This is a genomic window from Nocardiopsis nanhaiensis, from assembly GCF_054778635.1.
On sequence record NZ_BAAGZJ010000056.1, the window covers coordinates 12,818 to 29,105 of the forward strand.

A 16,288-nucleotide genomic window follows, 5' to 3' on the forward strand; every position below is an offset into this window, starting at 1 on the left:
GGGTGTGGAGAGCGGGCAACCCCACCGGGTGGACGCCCCGTGATGGTGGCACCACACGGGGATGGGCGCCAGTCACCGGTGGTTACACGCATTGCTGTGGGTGAGAACCCTGGGTGGAGGTTTAGGACGAACCCTCGGAGGAAATTGGCGTGGCCCATAGCCGTGGCCAGCCGCTTCCCAGGGTTCTGTGGGGCGCGGGGAGCGGGTTTGGGGGTGGTGGTGCGGTGCGAAGGCTGTGCTGTGCGGGCCGAATGTGGCCATGGGGCAATAGTTGTCGGTCTACAACTCATGCGGATTGGGTGCGCCGTTGGTTCGATGTTCGGGTGTGGGGTGTGGGGGCGTGCGAACTCAGCGCTGAGGGTTGTTCCGCCTGAGTAGTGCCGGTGCGCTCACCAAACCAGATCTTATCGGCGCGCCCTCGGCCTGGTCTGACCCATGGATCACATGGGTGGTGGCCTTATGCAGCTCACTGGATTCCCTCCTCGGTGTCCAGGGGAGAGGAGGCTCAGCGCATGTGGTTGCTGGGCGGCAACTGTTGACCGTTGGCCACATTCGGCCCCGGCGCCACAGTGCCAGCACCATGAGAACAGCCCAGACACTGGACGCTCCGCGTACGCCTACAGCACAGAGACGGCTGGTCAAGGTTACGGTCGCGCGCTCGGGCGGGCTGGGGAGCGTCCTCAACCAGATACAGGGCAGTTACTTCTAGTAACACCTGTGTCATTCGGTCACTGGCACTCTTCCGTGGGCGGTGCGAGCATCCCCGTGTGTCCGCTCTGTGGGGATTGCCCGCTCTCAACACCCCGCGCAACGCATGCACGCGCCCCCCATCCTCCTCTTTGTTATGGAGCGTTCTCCTTGAGAAGCCACACCCTTCACACGCACTATCCCCCTGCCTGCCTTCGTAGAGCCGCGGTCCTGCTCTCCGTGACCACACTCGCACTCCCCCTGACCCTGGCGGTGCCCGCCCACGCCGGGACCACCGCGGCCCAGGACGTGGACGGTGACGGCTACGCCGACCTGTTCGTGGGCGCCCCAGAAGGTGTGGGCGGCAACGGTGTGCGTGGCGGCTATGTGGCCGTGGTGCCCGGTGGGCCCGACGGCGCCGACCCAGAATCCGGCTACCAGGTCGACCAGGACTCCGAGGGGGTGGGCGGTGCACCCGAGCTTGGGGACCGCTTCGGCGGGCAGGTCGCCTCGGCCGACATCGACGGCGACGGGCACGCCGATCTGGTGGTGGCCGTGCCCGGCGAGGACGTCGGCGAGTTCATGGACGCCGGGCTGGTCCAGGTCGTCTTCGGTTCCGAGGACGGGCTCTCCGAGGACTCGGTCACGCTGCACTCCCCGCGCCAAGAGCGCGGTGACACCGGTTTCGGGACCCACTTGGCCGTGGGCGATATCGACGGTGACGGGCGCGAGGACGTGGTCATCAGCACCGGTGATCACGTCACCGTTCTGTGGGGGCGCTCCGATCTGCCCGACGGTGGCAGCGACCCGACGGTCACCTCGTTCCCAGCCACTGACAACGCAGGCGATGCGGTCTCCGGGCTGGAGCTAGCCGATGTCACAGGCAACGGATATCTGGACCTGGTGCTGAGTGCGGACCGCGGCGGCAACGGCGAACTCGGGGATCTGTTGCTCTACGCCGGTTCGGCCCAAGGGCTCGAACAGCTGCCGTTGCAGGACCGGCGTCCGCTCTCCTCGGCCGAGCCCCAGATGGCAGCCGGAGACATCGACGGCGACGGGTATGCCGACGTGGTCGTCACCCACGCTGACGGCGGTGCGCCCCGGATCCTGGCCGGGTCTTCCTCTGGGCTGACGAGCGAGGGGCCGACCCTGGACGATGACCTGGGATCGGACGCTGTGGCGGTGGGTGATATCGACGGTGACGGATATGCCGACGTCGTATTCGGTGACACCACCGTGCAGGACCCGGACGGGGGCGCTGACGCCGGTGGTGTGAACGTGCTCTACGGCGGTCCGGACTGGTTGGACGGGCGTGAGCAGTCCTTCGTCCAGGGGGAGGACGGTGTGGACGGTACGTCCGAGGCCGGGGACCGGATGGGTGCGTCGGTCACGCTGGTCGACTTCACCGGCGACGGGCTGATGGACCTGGTGGCCGGGGTGCCGGGTGAGAACGAGGGCAACGGCGCTATCACCGTTCTCTACGCCGGCACCGACGGCTTGAGCGGTCAGGGCTCGCGGAAGTTCGGCGGCACGACGATGGGCCTGGACGGAAGCGGAGCCGAGTTCGGCCACGACCTCTCGTAGGCAGGCTCGACCTGGCTTAGGGGACCCAGCGCTGGGCGGGCCCCGCACACGTCCCTACGGACAGCCCGTGTCCGTCCCGCCCGCGCGACTTCTCCCGCACCGCCTACACGGGGCCGTAAGGCCACGGCAGAGCTCCGGAAAGCCCCGATACACACGCCTCGGCGGGGCCGCCCGGAGCGGCCCCGCCGATCCCTACATCTCCCGACGAGCCCCAGAGGGCCCAGCCGACATCGCTGCGCCCCGCTGGTCCCCACTCTCCCCGCTGATTCCTGCCATCCCTGCTATCCCTGCGGTGCGGCGGTCAGCTCGATGGTGACCTCCTCCGTCACACCGTTCACGGTGACGCCGAGGTCGACGGTGCCCGGCGCCAGCGCGCTGAACTCGCCCGTCGCCGGGTCGAACGCGGCGGCGTGACTGTTCCCGGCGTCCTCGGGCGGCCCGATGTGCACGTCGCCGGAACCTGCCCAGTCCGCGCTCACCGGGTAGTCCACCGGCACCTCGACGCCGTCGTTGTCCAGCGTCGCGGTGATGCCGACCTCGTCACCCACGTCCACCGAGGCGGGCGCGTCCATCTCCAGCTTGTCCACGTGGGGGCGCAGCTCGGTCGCCACCCAGTCCTCCGAGGCCGCTCCGCCGGTGTCGAGCCCCCACAGCGACCAGCCGGTGAAGCCGCCCTCCGCGGGCCCGGTCGAGGCGTCCTTGCCGACGTTGCCGCTGACCACGTACGGCACCCCGTCCACCCGGTTGGCGTGGAACAGGCCCGCGTGCGCGCCGATGAACGCCGCGCCCTTGCCGGTCTCCGCCTGGAACCCGGCCAGCCAGTTCTCGACGGTGGCCGCCTCCTTGCGGTCGCCCAGCTCGCTCGCCTTGGTGGGCAGCGGGTCGCGGAGGGGCACGTGCTGGGCCACCACCACCGACGTCACGGAGGAGTCCTCGGCCGCGTCGTCGAGCTGTTCGCGCAGCAGCGGCAGCTGCGACCAGTCACTGGACTGGTAGGAGAGCCGGGCCGTGTCCAGGAGGATGAACCTGGTGCCGTGGTGGTCGACGACGTACTGGGTGTCCTCGAACTCCTTGCGGAAGTTGTTCAGCGTGCCCTCGGACACCTCGTGGTTGCCCGGCACGTAGTAGAAGGGCAGCTCGTCCTCCAGCTCCTCGTCGAGGATGCGCCGGGCAAGGTCGAAGTCCTCGGGGGCGGCCTCGTCGACGAAGTCGCCGTTGATGATGAGGAACTCGGCGTCGCTGTCGCGGATCTCGCGGAGCGCGCGCCGGGTGTTGGCGACGATCTCGCTGTCGGGCTCGCGGGCGACGAACTGGGCGTCGGACAGGACGGCGAACCGCCAGTCCTGGCCGGCGACGGCCTCGCCGGGCGCCACCACCGGGTCGGCGACCGTTTCGGTGGGCGGGTCGTCCACCGAGGGCGGCACCATGGCGGTCAGCTCGTCGATGATCACTTCGCCGTGGTAGCTCGCGTCCGGCTCGGTCTCGGCGAAGTAGAAGCGGTCGACGGACAGCGGGTACTGCGTGCCCGGCGGCACCTCGAAGACCAGCTCCTGCCAGCCCGGCTCGTCCAGGTATCCGGCGCGCAGCGCGGGCAGCAGCTGCCCGGCGCCGTCCCAGAGCTGCAGGCTGGCCCACTCCCCGTCGCCCTGGGCGTGCACCCAGGCGCGCAGTTCCTGCGGCTGCCCGGGGATCTCCAGTTCCCCGTCGGGCGGCAGGATGCCGCCGCTGCGGGTCGCGGCCGAGTCGGTGAAGTCGTAGGTGACCTCCACCGCGTCACCCTCCCGGCCGTCGACCACCGCGGTGTCCCCTTCGGCTCGCTCACCGAAGAAGGTCCAGTCGGCGGCGTCCGCGAAGTCGGCGACGACGACCTCGTCCAGGCCGACGGTGATGGGGAAGGCCGTCTCGGCCCCGTCGACCTCGACGGTGGCGACCGCGGACCCGCTGTCGGTGGCGGCCTGGACCTCGAACCGCCCGTCCTCGGTCGCCGACACCTGCGCGACGCTCTCGTCGACGGTCACCTCGACGTCGTCCGGTTCGATCGGCGCGGCGAACCCGTCGGCGTCGTAGCCGGTCACCTCGATCACCGTCGACGCCTCGGCGTCGGCCAGCCCGACCCGTTCGGGCGCGGTCTCGATCCGGGCGAGGTCGCCCAGCACGGTCAGGTCGGTGTCTCCGCTCGCGCTCCGCTCGCTGGCGGTGACGGTGGCGGTCCCGGACGCGTGTCCGGTGAACACGCCGTCGCGGTCGACCGTGCCGGTCCGCTGGTCGTCGGAGCGCCAGTGCGGGTCGGCGTCGGCCGGTGCGTAGGTCTCGTCGTGGCCGGCCGCGGTCAGTGTCCGGGTCAGGCCGGGGAACACCCGGTCGGGCCGGCTGGGTTTGGCGTAGCCGCCCTCGACGACGGGCTCGGGCTGGATGTGGGTCTCCACCCAGAAGCCGTCGAGGTCACCGCTGCCTTCGGGGGCGAACAGGCCGAGCCCGTTGGGCACGTCGCGCTCCTCGCCTTCGGAGGGGCGGCTCTCGACCTGCACCTGCTCCGCGCCGGGGGTCCGCGCCACCATGGTGGCCGAGCCGCCGCCGTCGAGGTTGAGCGCGGTGTGCGCACCGGCCTCGACCATCATCTCGCCCAACTCGTCGAGGCCGACGCCCTCGGCGAAGGACGGCTGGCGGCCGTCGACGTTGAGCAGGAACATCTCCGAGCCGTCCTCGGAGAACCCGAGGGCCATGCGCGGGGCGCCGGGGATGTTGTCGTGTTCCTCGGCATCCTGGACCTCGCCGTCGACGACGAGCATCTGGCGGCCGTTCAGCGCGGCGTGCAGCTCCTGGTCCTCGCTGCCGCGGGCGTCGTAGTCGATGCTGACCGCGTCGCCCTCGGCCAGGTCGGACAGGGCGTCGGCGCCGCCCTCGCGGCCCACCAGGACGAAGGCGTCGTCGGCGATCTCGCCTTCGCGCGGTTCCTCAACGACCTCGGTGACGACGCCGTCGGTGACCACCACCTCCAGCGTGTTGGCCGCGCCGTCGGTCGCGCGGCACCGGCAGTAGTCCCCCCACAGCGGGGTGAACGCGGCGATCTCACCGATGTCCAGGGACGGTTTGTTGATCGCGCCCAGCAGGGGCGTGTCCCCGTCGGGCAGCTCGATGGTGCCCTCGAAGAACACCTCGCCGATGGAGCCGAGCCCGTCGGGGGTGAAGACCGCGGCGGACTCGCGGTATTCGTTGGTGATCGGGGACTGGACCAGCTCGCCGCTCTGCACGGCCACGCCCTCGGGCGCCCCAGAGGCGTCGATGTCGAAGAAGTCGCCGTTCACCGCGGCGACCGCTTCGGCCCGGTCCGCCTGCTCGCTCAACGGTTCCCGGTCGGCGACCTGGCCGGGGAAGAGGTAGTCGACGCTGACGCCGCCGGTGAGGTCGGTGGTCAGCAGGTCGGCCTGCAACCACGTGGGGTCCCCGGAGTAGCCGTCCGGGCCGTAGGCCTCGACCGAGTCCAGCGTGACGCCGGGGGCGACCGGGCGTTCGGAGCTGTAGGTCTCCAGCCGCGGATCGGGGTCGTCCGCCTGGGCGACCGAGCCGGGTACGGGGATCTCGACGGGTTCACTGAACGCGGTGTGCTCGCGCGGATCTTCGTTGTCGGCGGGGTTGGCACTGGCGATCGGGGTGAGGGTGAGCGTGAGGACCAGCGCGGAACCTGCGGCCGCGGTGGCTGTTGTTCGGGAGCGGATCGACCACCGGCGAGTCATGGGCAAGCCTCCGAGCGGGGGATAGTGGGGGGAGCACTATGCGTTAAATTTTTACCATCCCGACGCCGCTCTGTGTAGGAAGGGAACGGGCCCGGAGGTTCCCGGCCTTCCCGGGCAGTTCCGTGCATAGAGGGAATGGACCTGCGAGAACGCCCGTTCGCCAGCGGAGCCGCGGTGGCAGCGGAAAGCTTCCCCGTGCTCAGATTTCACCCGAATGCAGGTCTTTCGTTATGCGGGGTTCGACGGAAGCAGGGCGGTGACTATGTGCCGCGCGAGCATGAACGCTCAGTGGCAGGGATATGCGCGGTCCACTCGCTGATCAACGGTCTGTCCCGGTCTCAGCACCGGTGAGCGGCGAGGGCCTCCCGGCCTGGAGAGCCCTGCGCGACGGGCTGAGGATACTGTGGGTGGACGGACCCCCGGGGCAGTTTCCTGTGAAAACGGGGGGAGACCTTCGTTGGACAGTAGAGGCTGGAGTAGCTGAGCCGATGGTGGAAGCACAGCCCATTGAGTCACGGGCCTGGGCGAGTGAGCGGCGCGAGTTCTCGGTGCACGCCCGCGAGGAGAGCCTCGACGCGCGTGAAGCCATCGCCGACGTGCGGGAGGCTACCGCTGACGACCGGGAGGCCGAGGCGGACCAGTGCCTGCTCGACCACAACCTGATCGACGAGGCCGGGGCCGCGGAGCGGCGGAAGGAACGGGAGGATCGCGCCCACCTGCGCACCGCGCGGGAAGCTGAACGCGCACAGGCCGCCGCCGTGCGCGACGAGGAGATGCAGCGCCTGCGCGAGCACGGCGCAACGTCCGACTACCCGCTGGCTGCGCTGTTCGCCGAGCTGGCCACCACCCTGTTCGTGGCCGGTTCGGTCGGTGAGGTGCTCGACCATCTGGTCGTGGCCGGGGCGCAGGTGGTCCCTGGGACCGACGCGGTCAGCGTGACGGTGCGGCGCAAGGGAGAGCACAGCACCCCCGCCCACCACGGGGACTTGGCTCTCCAGCTCGACCAGCTCCAGTACGAGCACGGACAGGGGCCCAGCCTGGACGCCACGGAAACCTCGGGGGAGGCGTATGCGGCCTGTGCGGACCTGGCGGCTGACACCCCCTGGCCGACTTTCGCCCCCGCCGCGGCGGCGGCCGGGGGCCGGTCGGTGCTGTCGTTGGGCATGTTCCCCGACCCGAGCGCGTCCCTGCCCCGGTTGGCGACACTGAACTTCTACGCGAACCACCCGGACGCCTTCGCGGACAGTGCGCGTGACATCGGAATGCTCCTGGCCGCGCACGCCAGTGTCGCGCTGGCTTCGACCACGGCCCTGTCGAAGGCCAGCCTGCGCGAGGCCCACCTGGAGCGGGCCATGGAGAGCCGCGACGTGATCGGCCAGGCGAAAGGCATCCTGATGGAGCGCCAGAGGCTCACGCCCGATCAGGCCTTCGACAAGTTGCGGGACGCCTCCAACCGGCTCAACACCAAGCTCGGTGATCTCGCCCGCCACCTGGCGGACACGGGGGAGGCGCCACCGCCGCGGCGGTGAGTCCGCGCCAGTGCGCGAGCCCCGTGGATGCGTGGTGGGCGCTAGGTGCGGGTAGGGGCGCCCACAGGCTGCTTATTTCATGGCTAGGCAGGTAAGTAACCCAGGTCGGGTGCGGTAAGCCCATCCCCGCCCGGCCGCTCCGCCAGGGCGTTCGCTACCGCAAGAAGAACCCTTGGGCGTTCTCGCAGAGGGTCCAATCAGCGGCCCTCCCAGTACGCTGCTGCACAGCAGCCGGACCACAACACGGCCGGGCTGGCGCGCGGCCCATGGCCAGCACACAGCGCGTGGGCAGGAGCCTGTGCCCACGCGTCTTTCTGTACGGCGGTGCCAACGGCGGGGGCGTAGCCGACGGGCCCCGGACCGGATGGACTCAACCAACGACCTGCTCGAGCCGGGTCAGCTGGTCGATGTGCTGGGAGACCGGGTGGAGGATGAGCTCGTCGGCGCCGATCGACTCGACCCGCCCGATCATGCGCCTCATGCGCCGGACCTCGGATCCGGTGCGCGGGATCGCCTTGCGCATCTCTTGGAGGTCGTAGTCCGGGGCGCCGGCGTAGGAGCTGGCCAGGTAGGCGTCGATCGCATCATCCGACTGCTCTCCGAGGGCGAAGTAGACGCTCTGGACCAGCCGCGGCCGCCCCGGGCGCCGGTGCTCGCGCCAGGACTGCTCGACCAGCCGGTGCGGCTCGTCAGTGAGCATCTCCTCCGACAGGATGGCGCCCGCATAGCCGTCGGCGAACCGCCCGACCCGGGCCAGCGCCGCTGGCGCGAAGCCACCGAGCAGCAGCTCGGGCCCGCCGCTCCGTACCGGCGGCGGGCCGATGGGCCGACCGACCTGCCCCGTCGGCTCACCGGCCCAGATGCGTTTGAGCCGGGCCAGCTGTTCGTCGAAGCACTTGCCCCGACCGCGCGCATCTCGGCGCCGACCGCGGCGAAGTCGTCGACCATTTCGCCGACGCCGAGCCCGAGGGACAGGCGTCCGCCGGAGAGGGCGTCGATGGTGGCCGCCCGCTTGGCCAGGGTCGCGGTGGTGCGGGTCGGCCCGGCGATCACGACCGACATCAGGCGGACCCGTATCGTCACCGCCGCGGCGGCGGCCAGGGTGGCCAGGCTGTCGTAATCGTGGGACACGATCTCGTCGGTCACCGCGATCGTCCGGAACGGGCCTTCATCGGCCCGGACCATCCAGTCGATCAGCGTCGGTCCGGTTACTCCGGGAACCTCGACCGGCAGACCTATTCCGATGTCCATGGCTGCCCCAAGGATGGGCTGGCAATGGAGGCATTTTATCGCCCGGAAATCCGAGGGACAGGTCGCGGCTGGAGGGGAAGCACGGCCGCCGATCCCCAGCACACACGCCAGCCAAAGGGAACTGCAAGCCTGGCAAGAAGACAGCGGTGAACAGTGACCGGCGGCGTGAGCACTCAGCCGACGGTGAAGACGTTCCACGTGTCCGGTGGCAGGTCGGGGCGGCCGGGGACCGGGCGCCGTTCGCGGCGCCACTCGGGGGTGCACTCGGCGGCCACCCGGGCCCAGAGCGCGCCGGCGGCGCGGTTCGTTTCCTGGTAGGCCACCGCCCACTCGCCGGGGGCCGCGGACACTACGGCGCGGGCGAACTGGGTGCCGAGCCCGCCGCGGCGGGCGGGAGCGACGAGGAAGAAGCCGTTCAGGACGCGCACGGGCTGGTCCAGCGCCCGGGTGACGGCGAAACCGATGGGGTGTCCGCCCGCCGTGAGGATCCACGCCTGCCACGTCGGGCACTCCGGGCTGAGCGCGTAGTCGAGCCAGTCGGAGCGGTACGTGCCGTCCGGTGCGGGAAGCGCGGCGTTGAACTCGGACATGTGGTGCCGGAACAGCAACCAGAGGCTTCGCAGGGCGGTGTGGTCTCCGGCGGTCGCGATGCGGGCGACAACGGGCCGGGGCAGGTCCAGGCCGGTATACAGAAGTGTCATAACCAAAAGGCTCGGAGCGCGGCGCGCCCCGAGGTCTGACTGCATTATCCCACTCTTCGGCCACGCACGCCGCGCACAGCGATGCGCCTTCAGCATCGTCCCGGGGGTGGATTCAGCGGAGGTGCGGGGCGAGTCGTCCCCGCGACCGGGAGGTTCCGTTGCTCACCGGGCCGGTTCAGTTGCTCACCGGGCCGGTTCAGTTGCCCGGACGCCCTGCGCCGACCGCTAGTAGCTGCCGGTGCTCTGCCAGTACGACCAGGCCGCGCAGGGGGTGCCGTAGTTCTGGTCGATGTGGTTCAGGCCCCAGTCGATCTGCGTTGCCGGGCTGTCCTCGAAGCCGTCGGGCATGTCTCCGTGCTGGGCGGGGTTGAAGCCGACGATTCCGCGCGCGCCGGTGTCCGGGTCGGTCACATTGTGGTCCCAGGCGGACTGCTGGCTCCAGAGGTTGTCCAGACAGGTCCACTCCTGGCCGCTCCAGTTGAACTCGTTCTCGGCCTGCTGCATCCCGATGTTCTGATTGTCGGCGACATTGGATTCGCCGCTGCCGCCCCACTCGTACTCTTCGGGCTCGTCCGGGCGTTCGGCGTCGACCCAGGTCTCGTCACCACAGCTGGGGCCCTGCACCAGGCACACCATCTGCCGGACCCCCTCGTTGAACTGACTACTCAGCTCCAGGCGGTAGACGGCCACCATGATCGCCGCGACCAGGAGGGTGACCGCTGCCAGCTCGACGAACCCGGCCCCGCGGTCCCGCTCGCTTCGACGTGCGGGCCGGAACCAGCGCAGGGCGTTGTCCCGCCGGTTGGTGACCCGGGGAGGACGGTCGCGATCGCCCAAGCGGCTGGGTGGCCGGTCGGACGAGGGCCGTCTCGGATCCCCGAGCTCGGGGCGGTGGGGGGTGGTCAACGCCGCCTCCAGAGGTGCCAGGAGTGTCAGTGGGGGAGTTGGTGGGGGTGTGGGGCGTTAGGAGATCGGGATGTCCTCAATGGGCTCGAATCCGGGAATCTCAACATTGATTGAATCCACATTTTCGGGGACTGAGTACATTGACCAGTAGGCAACTTTTTCGCCCGGATTGATCATCCTCTTGAAGCCAACTCCGTGGTTTCCCGAGCAGAGACAGTCATCGGCAGAGTCCATTACTGGATGAAATCTCCTGGATTCATCCTCGTCGGTTATGGTGACTCCGTAGAAGTACCTGTCCGTGTATATGTAGGAAGTTCCGTAAAGCCATCCAAGCGACTTCTCTTCGTCGCCACCGTTCTCAATGCTCCAAGTGACAGATAGAAGATCTCCATCCGTGTTCAATTCTGCTGAATTGGCTTCTGCCATCATTCCAGCAGAGTGGGATTCTGTACTGGAAGCGGTTCCCAGTGCATTTAAGTTCTCTGTCTGTGGAGGAATTGATGCACTGGCGGTTGCTGCCGGAAGAAGGGTGGCTGCCACTGCAATGCTCATCAGTCGAATGAAGGGTTTCATCTCTGCACTCAAATCTCGAATGTAACGCTGACTCGCCTGTTGCGCTGTTTGCCTTCTTCGGTGTCGTTGTCGGCAATGGGATCCGCTGATCCGTGGCCTTCTGTCTCGAAGGATACGTCATCCCGGTTAACTAGATCAGAAATTACCGATTCAACCGCTTCGGCTCGCTCCTCGGAGAGGGGGATGTTGATGGAGTCATTGCCCGTGTTATCTGCGTGGCCATCGATGCTCACCGTTGGGGAGGTGGCGTCATCGATTTCCTGGGCAACCTGCTCCAGAATATCCTCCGACTCGGTTCTTAGGTCAGCGCTTTCAGTGTCGAAGAGAACATCTGACGAGAGGATGATGCTGACCTCATCGCCGCTCTCCGACCTTCCAGTGTCATCCTCATCGAGGCTGTCCGAAATCATCGTGAGATCGCGAATGTCTGGCTCTTCGAGGTTTTCGCTTTCGATTGAATCAGATGAATCTGAAATAGGTATATCGAAAAAGGGTGAAGTGATGGGTGTGGTTACGGTCATCGCTTCAACGCCATCAACTTCCAGCTGCGGATATATGACCCACAAGTCGGCGGATTCTCCGGGGGAGATATCGCCGTCAATGGATTCACAGAAGCAACTTCCGTCGCTTCTGTTTTGACTGAGGTAGAGCTGCTGGTTGCTGGCGTCAATAAGACTTATTCTGCTGGCGGTTCCAAGCTCTCCGTCTTGGGATAGTGCATCGGCCAGCTGAAAAGATTCGTCCGAATCGTTGATTATGGAAATATCCAGTTTCATCATTCCACTGTCAAGGCGATCCAGTGAATTGATGTCGATCTGTAGGTCTGCCCCGAGGTTGGTAGTGGTTGTAAAGGAGCTTGCGATAGCTTCGGCATCGTCCTGTGCTTCCTCGGCGGGGGATTCTTCCCCTGGAGATGCTTCGGCGTTGCCGCCGTTGCCGGTAGAGGGCTCATCTCCGCTAACCACGCAACCGGAGATGACTAGCAGGACGCCTGCTAACGCTGCCATCCAGAGTGAAGGGCTAGTGGTTATTCTTGCCTGGGAAGGCTGCTTTCTTGAAATCAATAGCTTCCCGCTTCTCTGGTTGGCCTCATCGGTTACAGGGAGTACGTGATCACGTCGGCCTCTACTACTCGGGGCCTTCGAGAATTCGGTCAACGTTGGTCGAGATTGCTGTAGTTATGCTGCCGACCAAATTGAGGTTATAGATTCCGAACGCGATCGCAGCTACGAGCACGACGATGGCGGTGTACTCGATGAGTCCGGCGCCTGCCTCCTTGCCGCTACCAGCTTTTGGGACGGTCCAGGTGCTGAGGGTCACCCACAACTTGTGCATGGTGTTCACGGGGTAGCTCCTTGGGGGAAGGGGGGTTACACGCCACTTCTCTGTGGTCGATTGTCTGTGAGCCTGGGGTCCGGGCCCACCCTTGGTGCTCGTCGTGAGTCCTGTGAACCCACGAAACTCCACTATCGGATATGAAGCGGTGTGCTAGCCCGGGTCCTGACCGGATGTGGCCATGCAGGTTTGCGTTTCGTATTGTGCCTGGTCACGCCGCTGCTTCTCTGGAGACCCTGGTGAAGTCCCAGGTGAAAGCAGGTAGCCGCAGCCATATCCGCGCACGATTTCCGCCGTCCGGGGTCACGATCGGTGTTCGACGAGTCACCATGATTGCACGCAGCCCGGTCGAACGTCACGAGTGGGGTCAAAAGACCAGGCCATCGCCGCTTCACCGTTCTATTGGGTCGAATTGTTCGGTTCTCGTACGATTCTGTCCCCTGCCGGGAAGCCGTACGTTCAGCAGCGACCGCAAGCCCTTGACCTGGCCTGGGCAAGCCGCACCCTCACCGTGGTCTTACGGGCTGTGGTGTTGACTGCTGTACCCGCCTTTCGCCTACTTGCCTGCTCCAGGAAGAACGCTCCACTGCCGAACCCCCTCCGCTCGGCGGCAGTCTCACCCACCACGAGGTGCTGTCAGCCACCCGCACCGAGTCCCCAGTGCCACAAGCGGGAACCGGGTTCACCCCCGGCTCGGATTCCACCCCCGACGTATGTCCACGAACCCAGTCCGACCCCACTCCCCGCACTGGCCCCACCCCGAACCCGCACCGATCCCTCAGCCCCAGTCCTCTCCCTCCTGACCGAAGACACCAACCAGGGTCTCCGGGTCTCTCCCGCCGGGGCGCCGCACAGAAAGGTCCGCCGCTTGGTCACCACATTGGTTAGCTCTGTCGCCGGGGGACTGCTGGGCGCAGCCATCGGTTCCTGGCCGCTCGTCAGTGTGCGGACCGGGAACCGGCGGGTCCTCTCCGCGGTCGCCGCGGTTCCCAAGCCGGAGAAGCCGCCTACCCCCGGCGAACTCTCCCCACTGGAACTCGGCTACCTGGTCGGTGGCTCCACGCGGATGGGCGAGGTCGCGCTCATGGACCTCTTCCTCGCCGGACGCATCCGGCGGGAAGCGGAGAGCGGCACCTTCGTCCTCGTGGGGCCCTCGACCCCCTCCACGGGCGAGAAGGACCCGATCCGGCGCGAACTGGTCCAGGCGTTCAAGGGCCGGACCGGGCTGTCCGCCCTGGGGCTGGTGCGGGCCGCGACCTTTCCGAAGGGGATCGCCTGGGTCCGGGAACAACTCGCCGAACGCCGTCTGCTCGCCCAGGCGCCGGAACTACCGGAGACGCTGGCAGACCGTCAGGACGCGGGGATGATCGCGGCGGGCCTGACCTTCCTCGGCATTCTCACCACGGTCGCCGGTATCGCACTCGAAGTCCTCCCGGAGGTCGGCGGGTGGGCGCTCTTCGTGCTCTTTCTGGGGATCGTTCTCGCGGTGACGAGCGGGATCGCCTGGTTCCACTACGCGGAGGAGGACGGTAAGAACATCTCCACCCTGACGCGGGTCGGCAAGGACGTAGCGCGTGAGGCGGAGGAGGCGTACGAGATCCGTGAGGCCGAGGGGCGTGCGATGGACCGGGAGACGGCGTTGCGCTATACGGCGGTTGTAGGGCTGGGCGTGATGGGACGGCAGGTGCCGCCGAGGGCCTTCGGTCAGGAGGCTTCCAGTGACACCACCCCACGGACCGTCATCCTGTACGGGGAAGGCGACGGCCGGGACGGCAGTGAACCGGTTAGCCATGACTCGGGCGGAGACGGCTCTGGGGAGGGGGGAGAGCTCCCCGAGTTCGGTTGGGACGCGCTCTGCCGCTTCGCGGGGGCGTGCAACGTGGACGGGGGAGCCAGCGGCGGTGACGGAGGCGGTACCGGTGGCGACGGCGGCGGAGGAGGGGGCGGTGATGGCGGCGGTGGTGGTGGCGGTAGCTGAGCCCCGCCCACGGACAACACCGCCCGCCGGGAATACCGCCCGCTGCGAATGTCGTGCGCTGGCAGCCCAGCTGAGCGCGCTCCCACGTCGCTACGGAGCTGGTGCGGCCGACCGAACGTCGTCGGCCGCACCAGGTGGCCCTCGGAGAAGCCCGATGGGAGTACCGGGCACTCCCCCTTGTGGCCCGGCAAGAGATCGGGCTGCCGAGGGCGCTCGAGGAGCGGACTCGGGGCCCCTCCCAGCACCTCGGGTCCGTGCGTCCCCCTCCGCAGTCATTTGTACACCGGGTACCACCGCTGTGGGGCCGTTTCCCGAGAAAGTTCCGGGGCTTCCACCTGGGCGGAACGACCAGGTGTCATGAAGCGGGAAGCCCGACACGCCCGGGCTTCCGGAGCAGGGGTCAGAAGGTACACAGACACCCCTTTTGCCGCTCGGGCAAGGGTGGTCGCCCTGTTTCGGGCACCCCTCGCCCTGTGCTTCGGACGGTCTCTAACCCGCCGAAGAACCACTATGCGGCTCGTGCAAGATCGGCTATGCGTGATCCGCATCGGGCGTACCGTTCCACGCGCGGACCCGAAGCACGGCCCCGCTCCCGGGCCCTGCGAAAGGTCGGTACCGCTGCCGGGGCGGGAGTCCCACAAACCCCTCCACCTGACCGCTGCACCCCGTGCCCCCGGAGCCCCGCCGGTGTGTGTCGGCGCGGTGAAGCTTGGCGGCCGGGACTTCCACCCGCGGCCCGCTGGTGGAAGAGTTCAAGGGGGCCCTGCGTGCGGGGCGCGCAGCGGTGTCTGCTCGGGAGGGGCGTCATGGAAGCAGAAGCAGAGGTCGGCGAGTGGTTCCTCCGCTTCTTCGCGCCGGAGGAGCTCACCCGGCTCGAACGGATCCCGGTCCGCGTCCCCACCGGCCACGAGTTCGAACTCCTGGGCCTGCTGGGCGCCTGGTACCTGCATGTCCGAAAGCTCGCCGCTGACCTTCCGCTCCCCGACACGGACCAGACCGCCTGGGGCATCCACGACGTGATCGCCGCGCTCTTCCTGCGCGACTTCGTCGAACGGGGGCTCGACGAACTCGGGACGGAGCGCACGGCTGGCGTGGACGCTGCGGTCGCCGACGTGGACGAGCGGTTCCGCGCCCTCACCGACGAGGACGGGGACGGGCGCCTGGCCCTGGCCGACCCCGACGTCGCCGGGCACGCTGACTGGTGGTGGCGCAGGATCCCGGCCAGCGGCCCCGCCCGTCGAGAACTCGACACGATCGTCGCCCAGGAGAGCACCGGACCTGTACACAAGGCGGGAACGCCGCCACGTAGCGAGCGGTGACAAGTGATTTGTCGCCCGGAGGATTCGGTTTCTGACCAGGGCTGATGGGGTCCGGTGTCCGGGAATCCCAGTGGAATTCGTCAAGAGCTGGCGCTACGCTTTGGCGGGCTGGAACCGACGACGTGGAGCCTCGGGTCTATATGAGCGAGCAGTACCACCGGCTTGGAGCTGACGCCGGAAAAGCGGGGGTGCCATCCCTTTGATGCTGCGAAGCATCGCCCCTGCCCTGATCGCGCTGTTGGTCGTTCTGCTGGCTGGCTGTATCGGCTCCGGGGACGTTGCCGAACCCGAGCCTGAACCGACCGAACCGGCCGAGTTGAGCGACTTCGAGGAGCTCTCAGGCGCTGAGATTCCCGACTCTGCCGAGTCCGTCGAGGTCTTCTCTGTAGGTGAAGTCGACTCGTTCCCGATATATGTCGCCACCTTCACCCTGGCTAGTGAAGAAGGCGTCGCAGATTTCTGCCGAAGCGGCAATATTGGCAACTATCTTCCTGTGCCTGACGGTGAACTGAAGCAGGAACAGCACGAGCGGCACTTCATCGGTGAAGCGGAGCTGGTTGATCCCCGCAGGTGCACGTCCGTACAGCAGGGTGAAAACGTCGATCGCAGTGTTGTGTTCAGCTTTCCCGGAGGGGATCGGGTTTCAGTGTGGGCTGTGGCAGGAAAGTCCGGAAGATAGAGATGGCTAACT

The 16,288-nt window shown here is 67.5% G+C and carries 12 protein-coding genes and 1 pseudogene; 5 read left to right on the forward strand and 8 right to left on the reverse strand.

Features of this window, described 5'->3' with window-relative positions; all coding sequences use genetic code 11:
• Positions 1-927: 927 nt before the first annotated feature.
• Positions 928-2,271: an FG-GAP and VCBS repeat-containing protein gene (locus ACYVD1_RS23375; RefSeq protein WP_460776628.1), complete on the forward strand. Its 1,344-nt coding sequence runs from the start codon at positions 928-930 to the stop codon at positions 2,269-2,271.
• Positions 2,272-2,552: 281 nt separating this feature from the next.
• Here the strand turns inward: ACYVD1_RS23375 and ACYVD1_RS23380 are convergent, their stop codons facing one another.
• On the reverse strand, positions 2,553-6,005 hold the full coding sequence (locus ACYVD1_RS23380) for a phosphodiester glycosidase family protein (RefSeq protein WP_460776629.1): 3,453 nt from the start codon (positions 6,003-6,005) through the stop codon (positions 2,553-2,555).
• Positions 6,006-6,493: 488 nt separating this feature from the next.
• Between ACYVD1_RS23380 and ACYVD1_RS23385 the strand changes: the two genes are divergently transcribed.
• Positions 6,494-7,534, forward strand: coding sequence for an ANTAR domain-containing protein (locus tag ACYVD1_RS23385; RefSeq protein WP_460776630.1), 1,041 nt, complete (start codon positions 6,494-6,496; stop codon positions 7,532-7,534).
• 370 nt (positions 7,535-7,904) lie between these two features.
• Here the strand turns inward: ACYVD1_RS23385 and ACYVD1_RS23390 are convergent, their stop codons facing one another.
• From ACYVD1_RS23390 to ACYVD1_RS23420, 7 genes and pseudogenes are all read right to left on the reverse strand, one after another.
• A complete protein-coding gene (locus tag ACYVD1_RS23390; protein ID WP_460776654.1) occupies positions 7,905-8,414 on the reverse strand; it encodes an LLM class flavin-dependent oxidoreductase in 510 nt (169 codons plus the stop codon).
• Between the two features lie 89 nt (positions 8,415-8,503).
• A pseudogene (locus tag ACYVD1_RS23395) lies at positions 8,504-8,785 on the reverse strand (LLM class flavin-dependent oxidoreductase); the annotation flags it as partial.
• Between the two features lie 173 nt (positions 8,786-8,958).
• Entirely contained in the window at positions 8,959-9,486 is a 528-nt protein-coding gene (locus tag ACYVD1_RS23400) for a GNAT family N-acetyltransferase (protein ID WP_460776631.1), read from the reverse strand.
• 225 nt (positions 9,487-9,711) lie between these two features.
• Positions 9,712-10,392, reverse strand: a complete 681-nt coding sequence (locus ACYVD1_RS23405) for an aggregation-promoting factor C-terminal-like domain-containing protein (RefSeq protein ID WP_460776632.1) — start codon at positions 10,390-10,392, stop codon at positions 9,712-9,714.
• 57 nt (positions 10,393-10,449) lie between these two features.
• Complete coding sequence (locus tag ACYVD1_RS23410; RefSeq protein ID WP_460776633.1) at positions 10,450-10,977, reverse strand: hypothetical protein; 528 nt, start codon at positions 10,975-10,977, stop codon at positions 10,450-10,452.
• Positions 10,974-11,972, reverse strand: coding sequence for an OmpA family protein (locus ACYVD1_RS23415; RefSeq protein WP_460776634.1), 999 nt, complete (start codon positions 11,970-11,972; stop codon positions 10,974-10,976). Before ACYVD1_RS23415 ends, ACYVD1_RS23410 begins: the two co-directional genes overlap by 4 nt.
• A gap of 121 nt (positions 11,973-12,093) precedes the next feature.
• Positions 12,094-12,309, reverse strand: coding sequence for a hypothetical protein (locus ACYVD1_RS23420; RefSeq protein WP_460776635.1), 216 nt, complete (start codon positions 12,307-12,309; stop codon positions 12,094-12,096).
• A gap of 859 nt (positions 12,310-13,168) precedes the next feature.
• On the opposite strand from ACYVD1_RS23420, the gene ACYVD1_RS23425 reads away from it, so the two are divergent.
• The 3 genes from ACYVD1_RS23425 to ACYVD1_RS23435 all read left to right on the forward strand — a co-directional run bounded on the left by ACYVD1_RS23425 (position 13,169) and on the right by ACYVD1_RS23435 (position 16,276).
• Complete coding sequence (locus ACYVD1_RS23425) at positions 13,169-14,278, forward strand: TIGR04222 domain-containing membrane protein (protein WP_460776636.1); 1,110 nt, start codon at positions 13,169-13,171, stop codon at positions 14,276-14,278.
• An 806-nt stretch (positions 14,279-15,084) separates the two neighbouring features.
• Positions 15,085-15,597 carry a hypothetical protein gene (locus tag ACYVD1_RS23430; RefSeq protein WP_460776637.1) on the forward strand — a complete coding sequence of 171 codons (513 nt, stop codon included), beginning with the start codon at positions 15,085-15,087 and terminating at the stop codon, positions 15,595-15,597.
• Positions 15,598-15,799: 202 nt separating this feature from the next.
• Positions 15,800-16,276: a hypothetical protein gene (locus ACYVD1_RS23435; protein WP_460776638.1), complete on the forward strand. Its 477-nt coding sequence runs from the start codon at positions 15,800-15,802 to the stop codon at positions 16,274-16,276.
• Positions 16,277-16,288: the final 12 nt, after the last annotated feature.

Bases quoted from the DNA above. Each gene is read 5' to 3' on its own strand.
- ACYVD1_RS23380 (WP_460776629.1), bottom strand. From the start codon at position 6,005: ATGACTCGCCGGTGGTCGATCCGCTCCCGAACAACAGCCACCGCGGCC.
- ACYVD1_RS23385 (WP_460776630.1), top strand. From the start codon at position 6,494: ATGGTGGAAGCACAGCCCATTGAGTCACGGGCCTGGGCGAGTGAGCGG.
- ACYVD1_RS23400 (WP_460776631.1), bottom strand. From the start codon at position 9,486: ATGACACTTCTGTATACCGGCCTGGACCTGCCCCGGCCCGTTGTCGCC.
- ACYVD1_RS23415 (WP_460776634.1), bottom strand. From the start codon at position 11,972: ATGGCAGCGTTAGCAGGCGTCCTGCTAGTCATCTCCGGTTGCGTGGTT.
- ACYVD1_RS23430 (WP_460776637.1), top strand. From the start codon at position 15,085: ATGGAAGCAGAAGCAGAGGTCGGCGAGTGGTTCCTCCGCTTCTTCGCG.
- ACYVD1_RS23435 (WP_460776638.1), top strand. From the start codon at position 15,800: ATGCTGCGAAGCATCGCCCCTGCCCTGATCGCGCTGTTGGTCGTTCTG.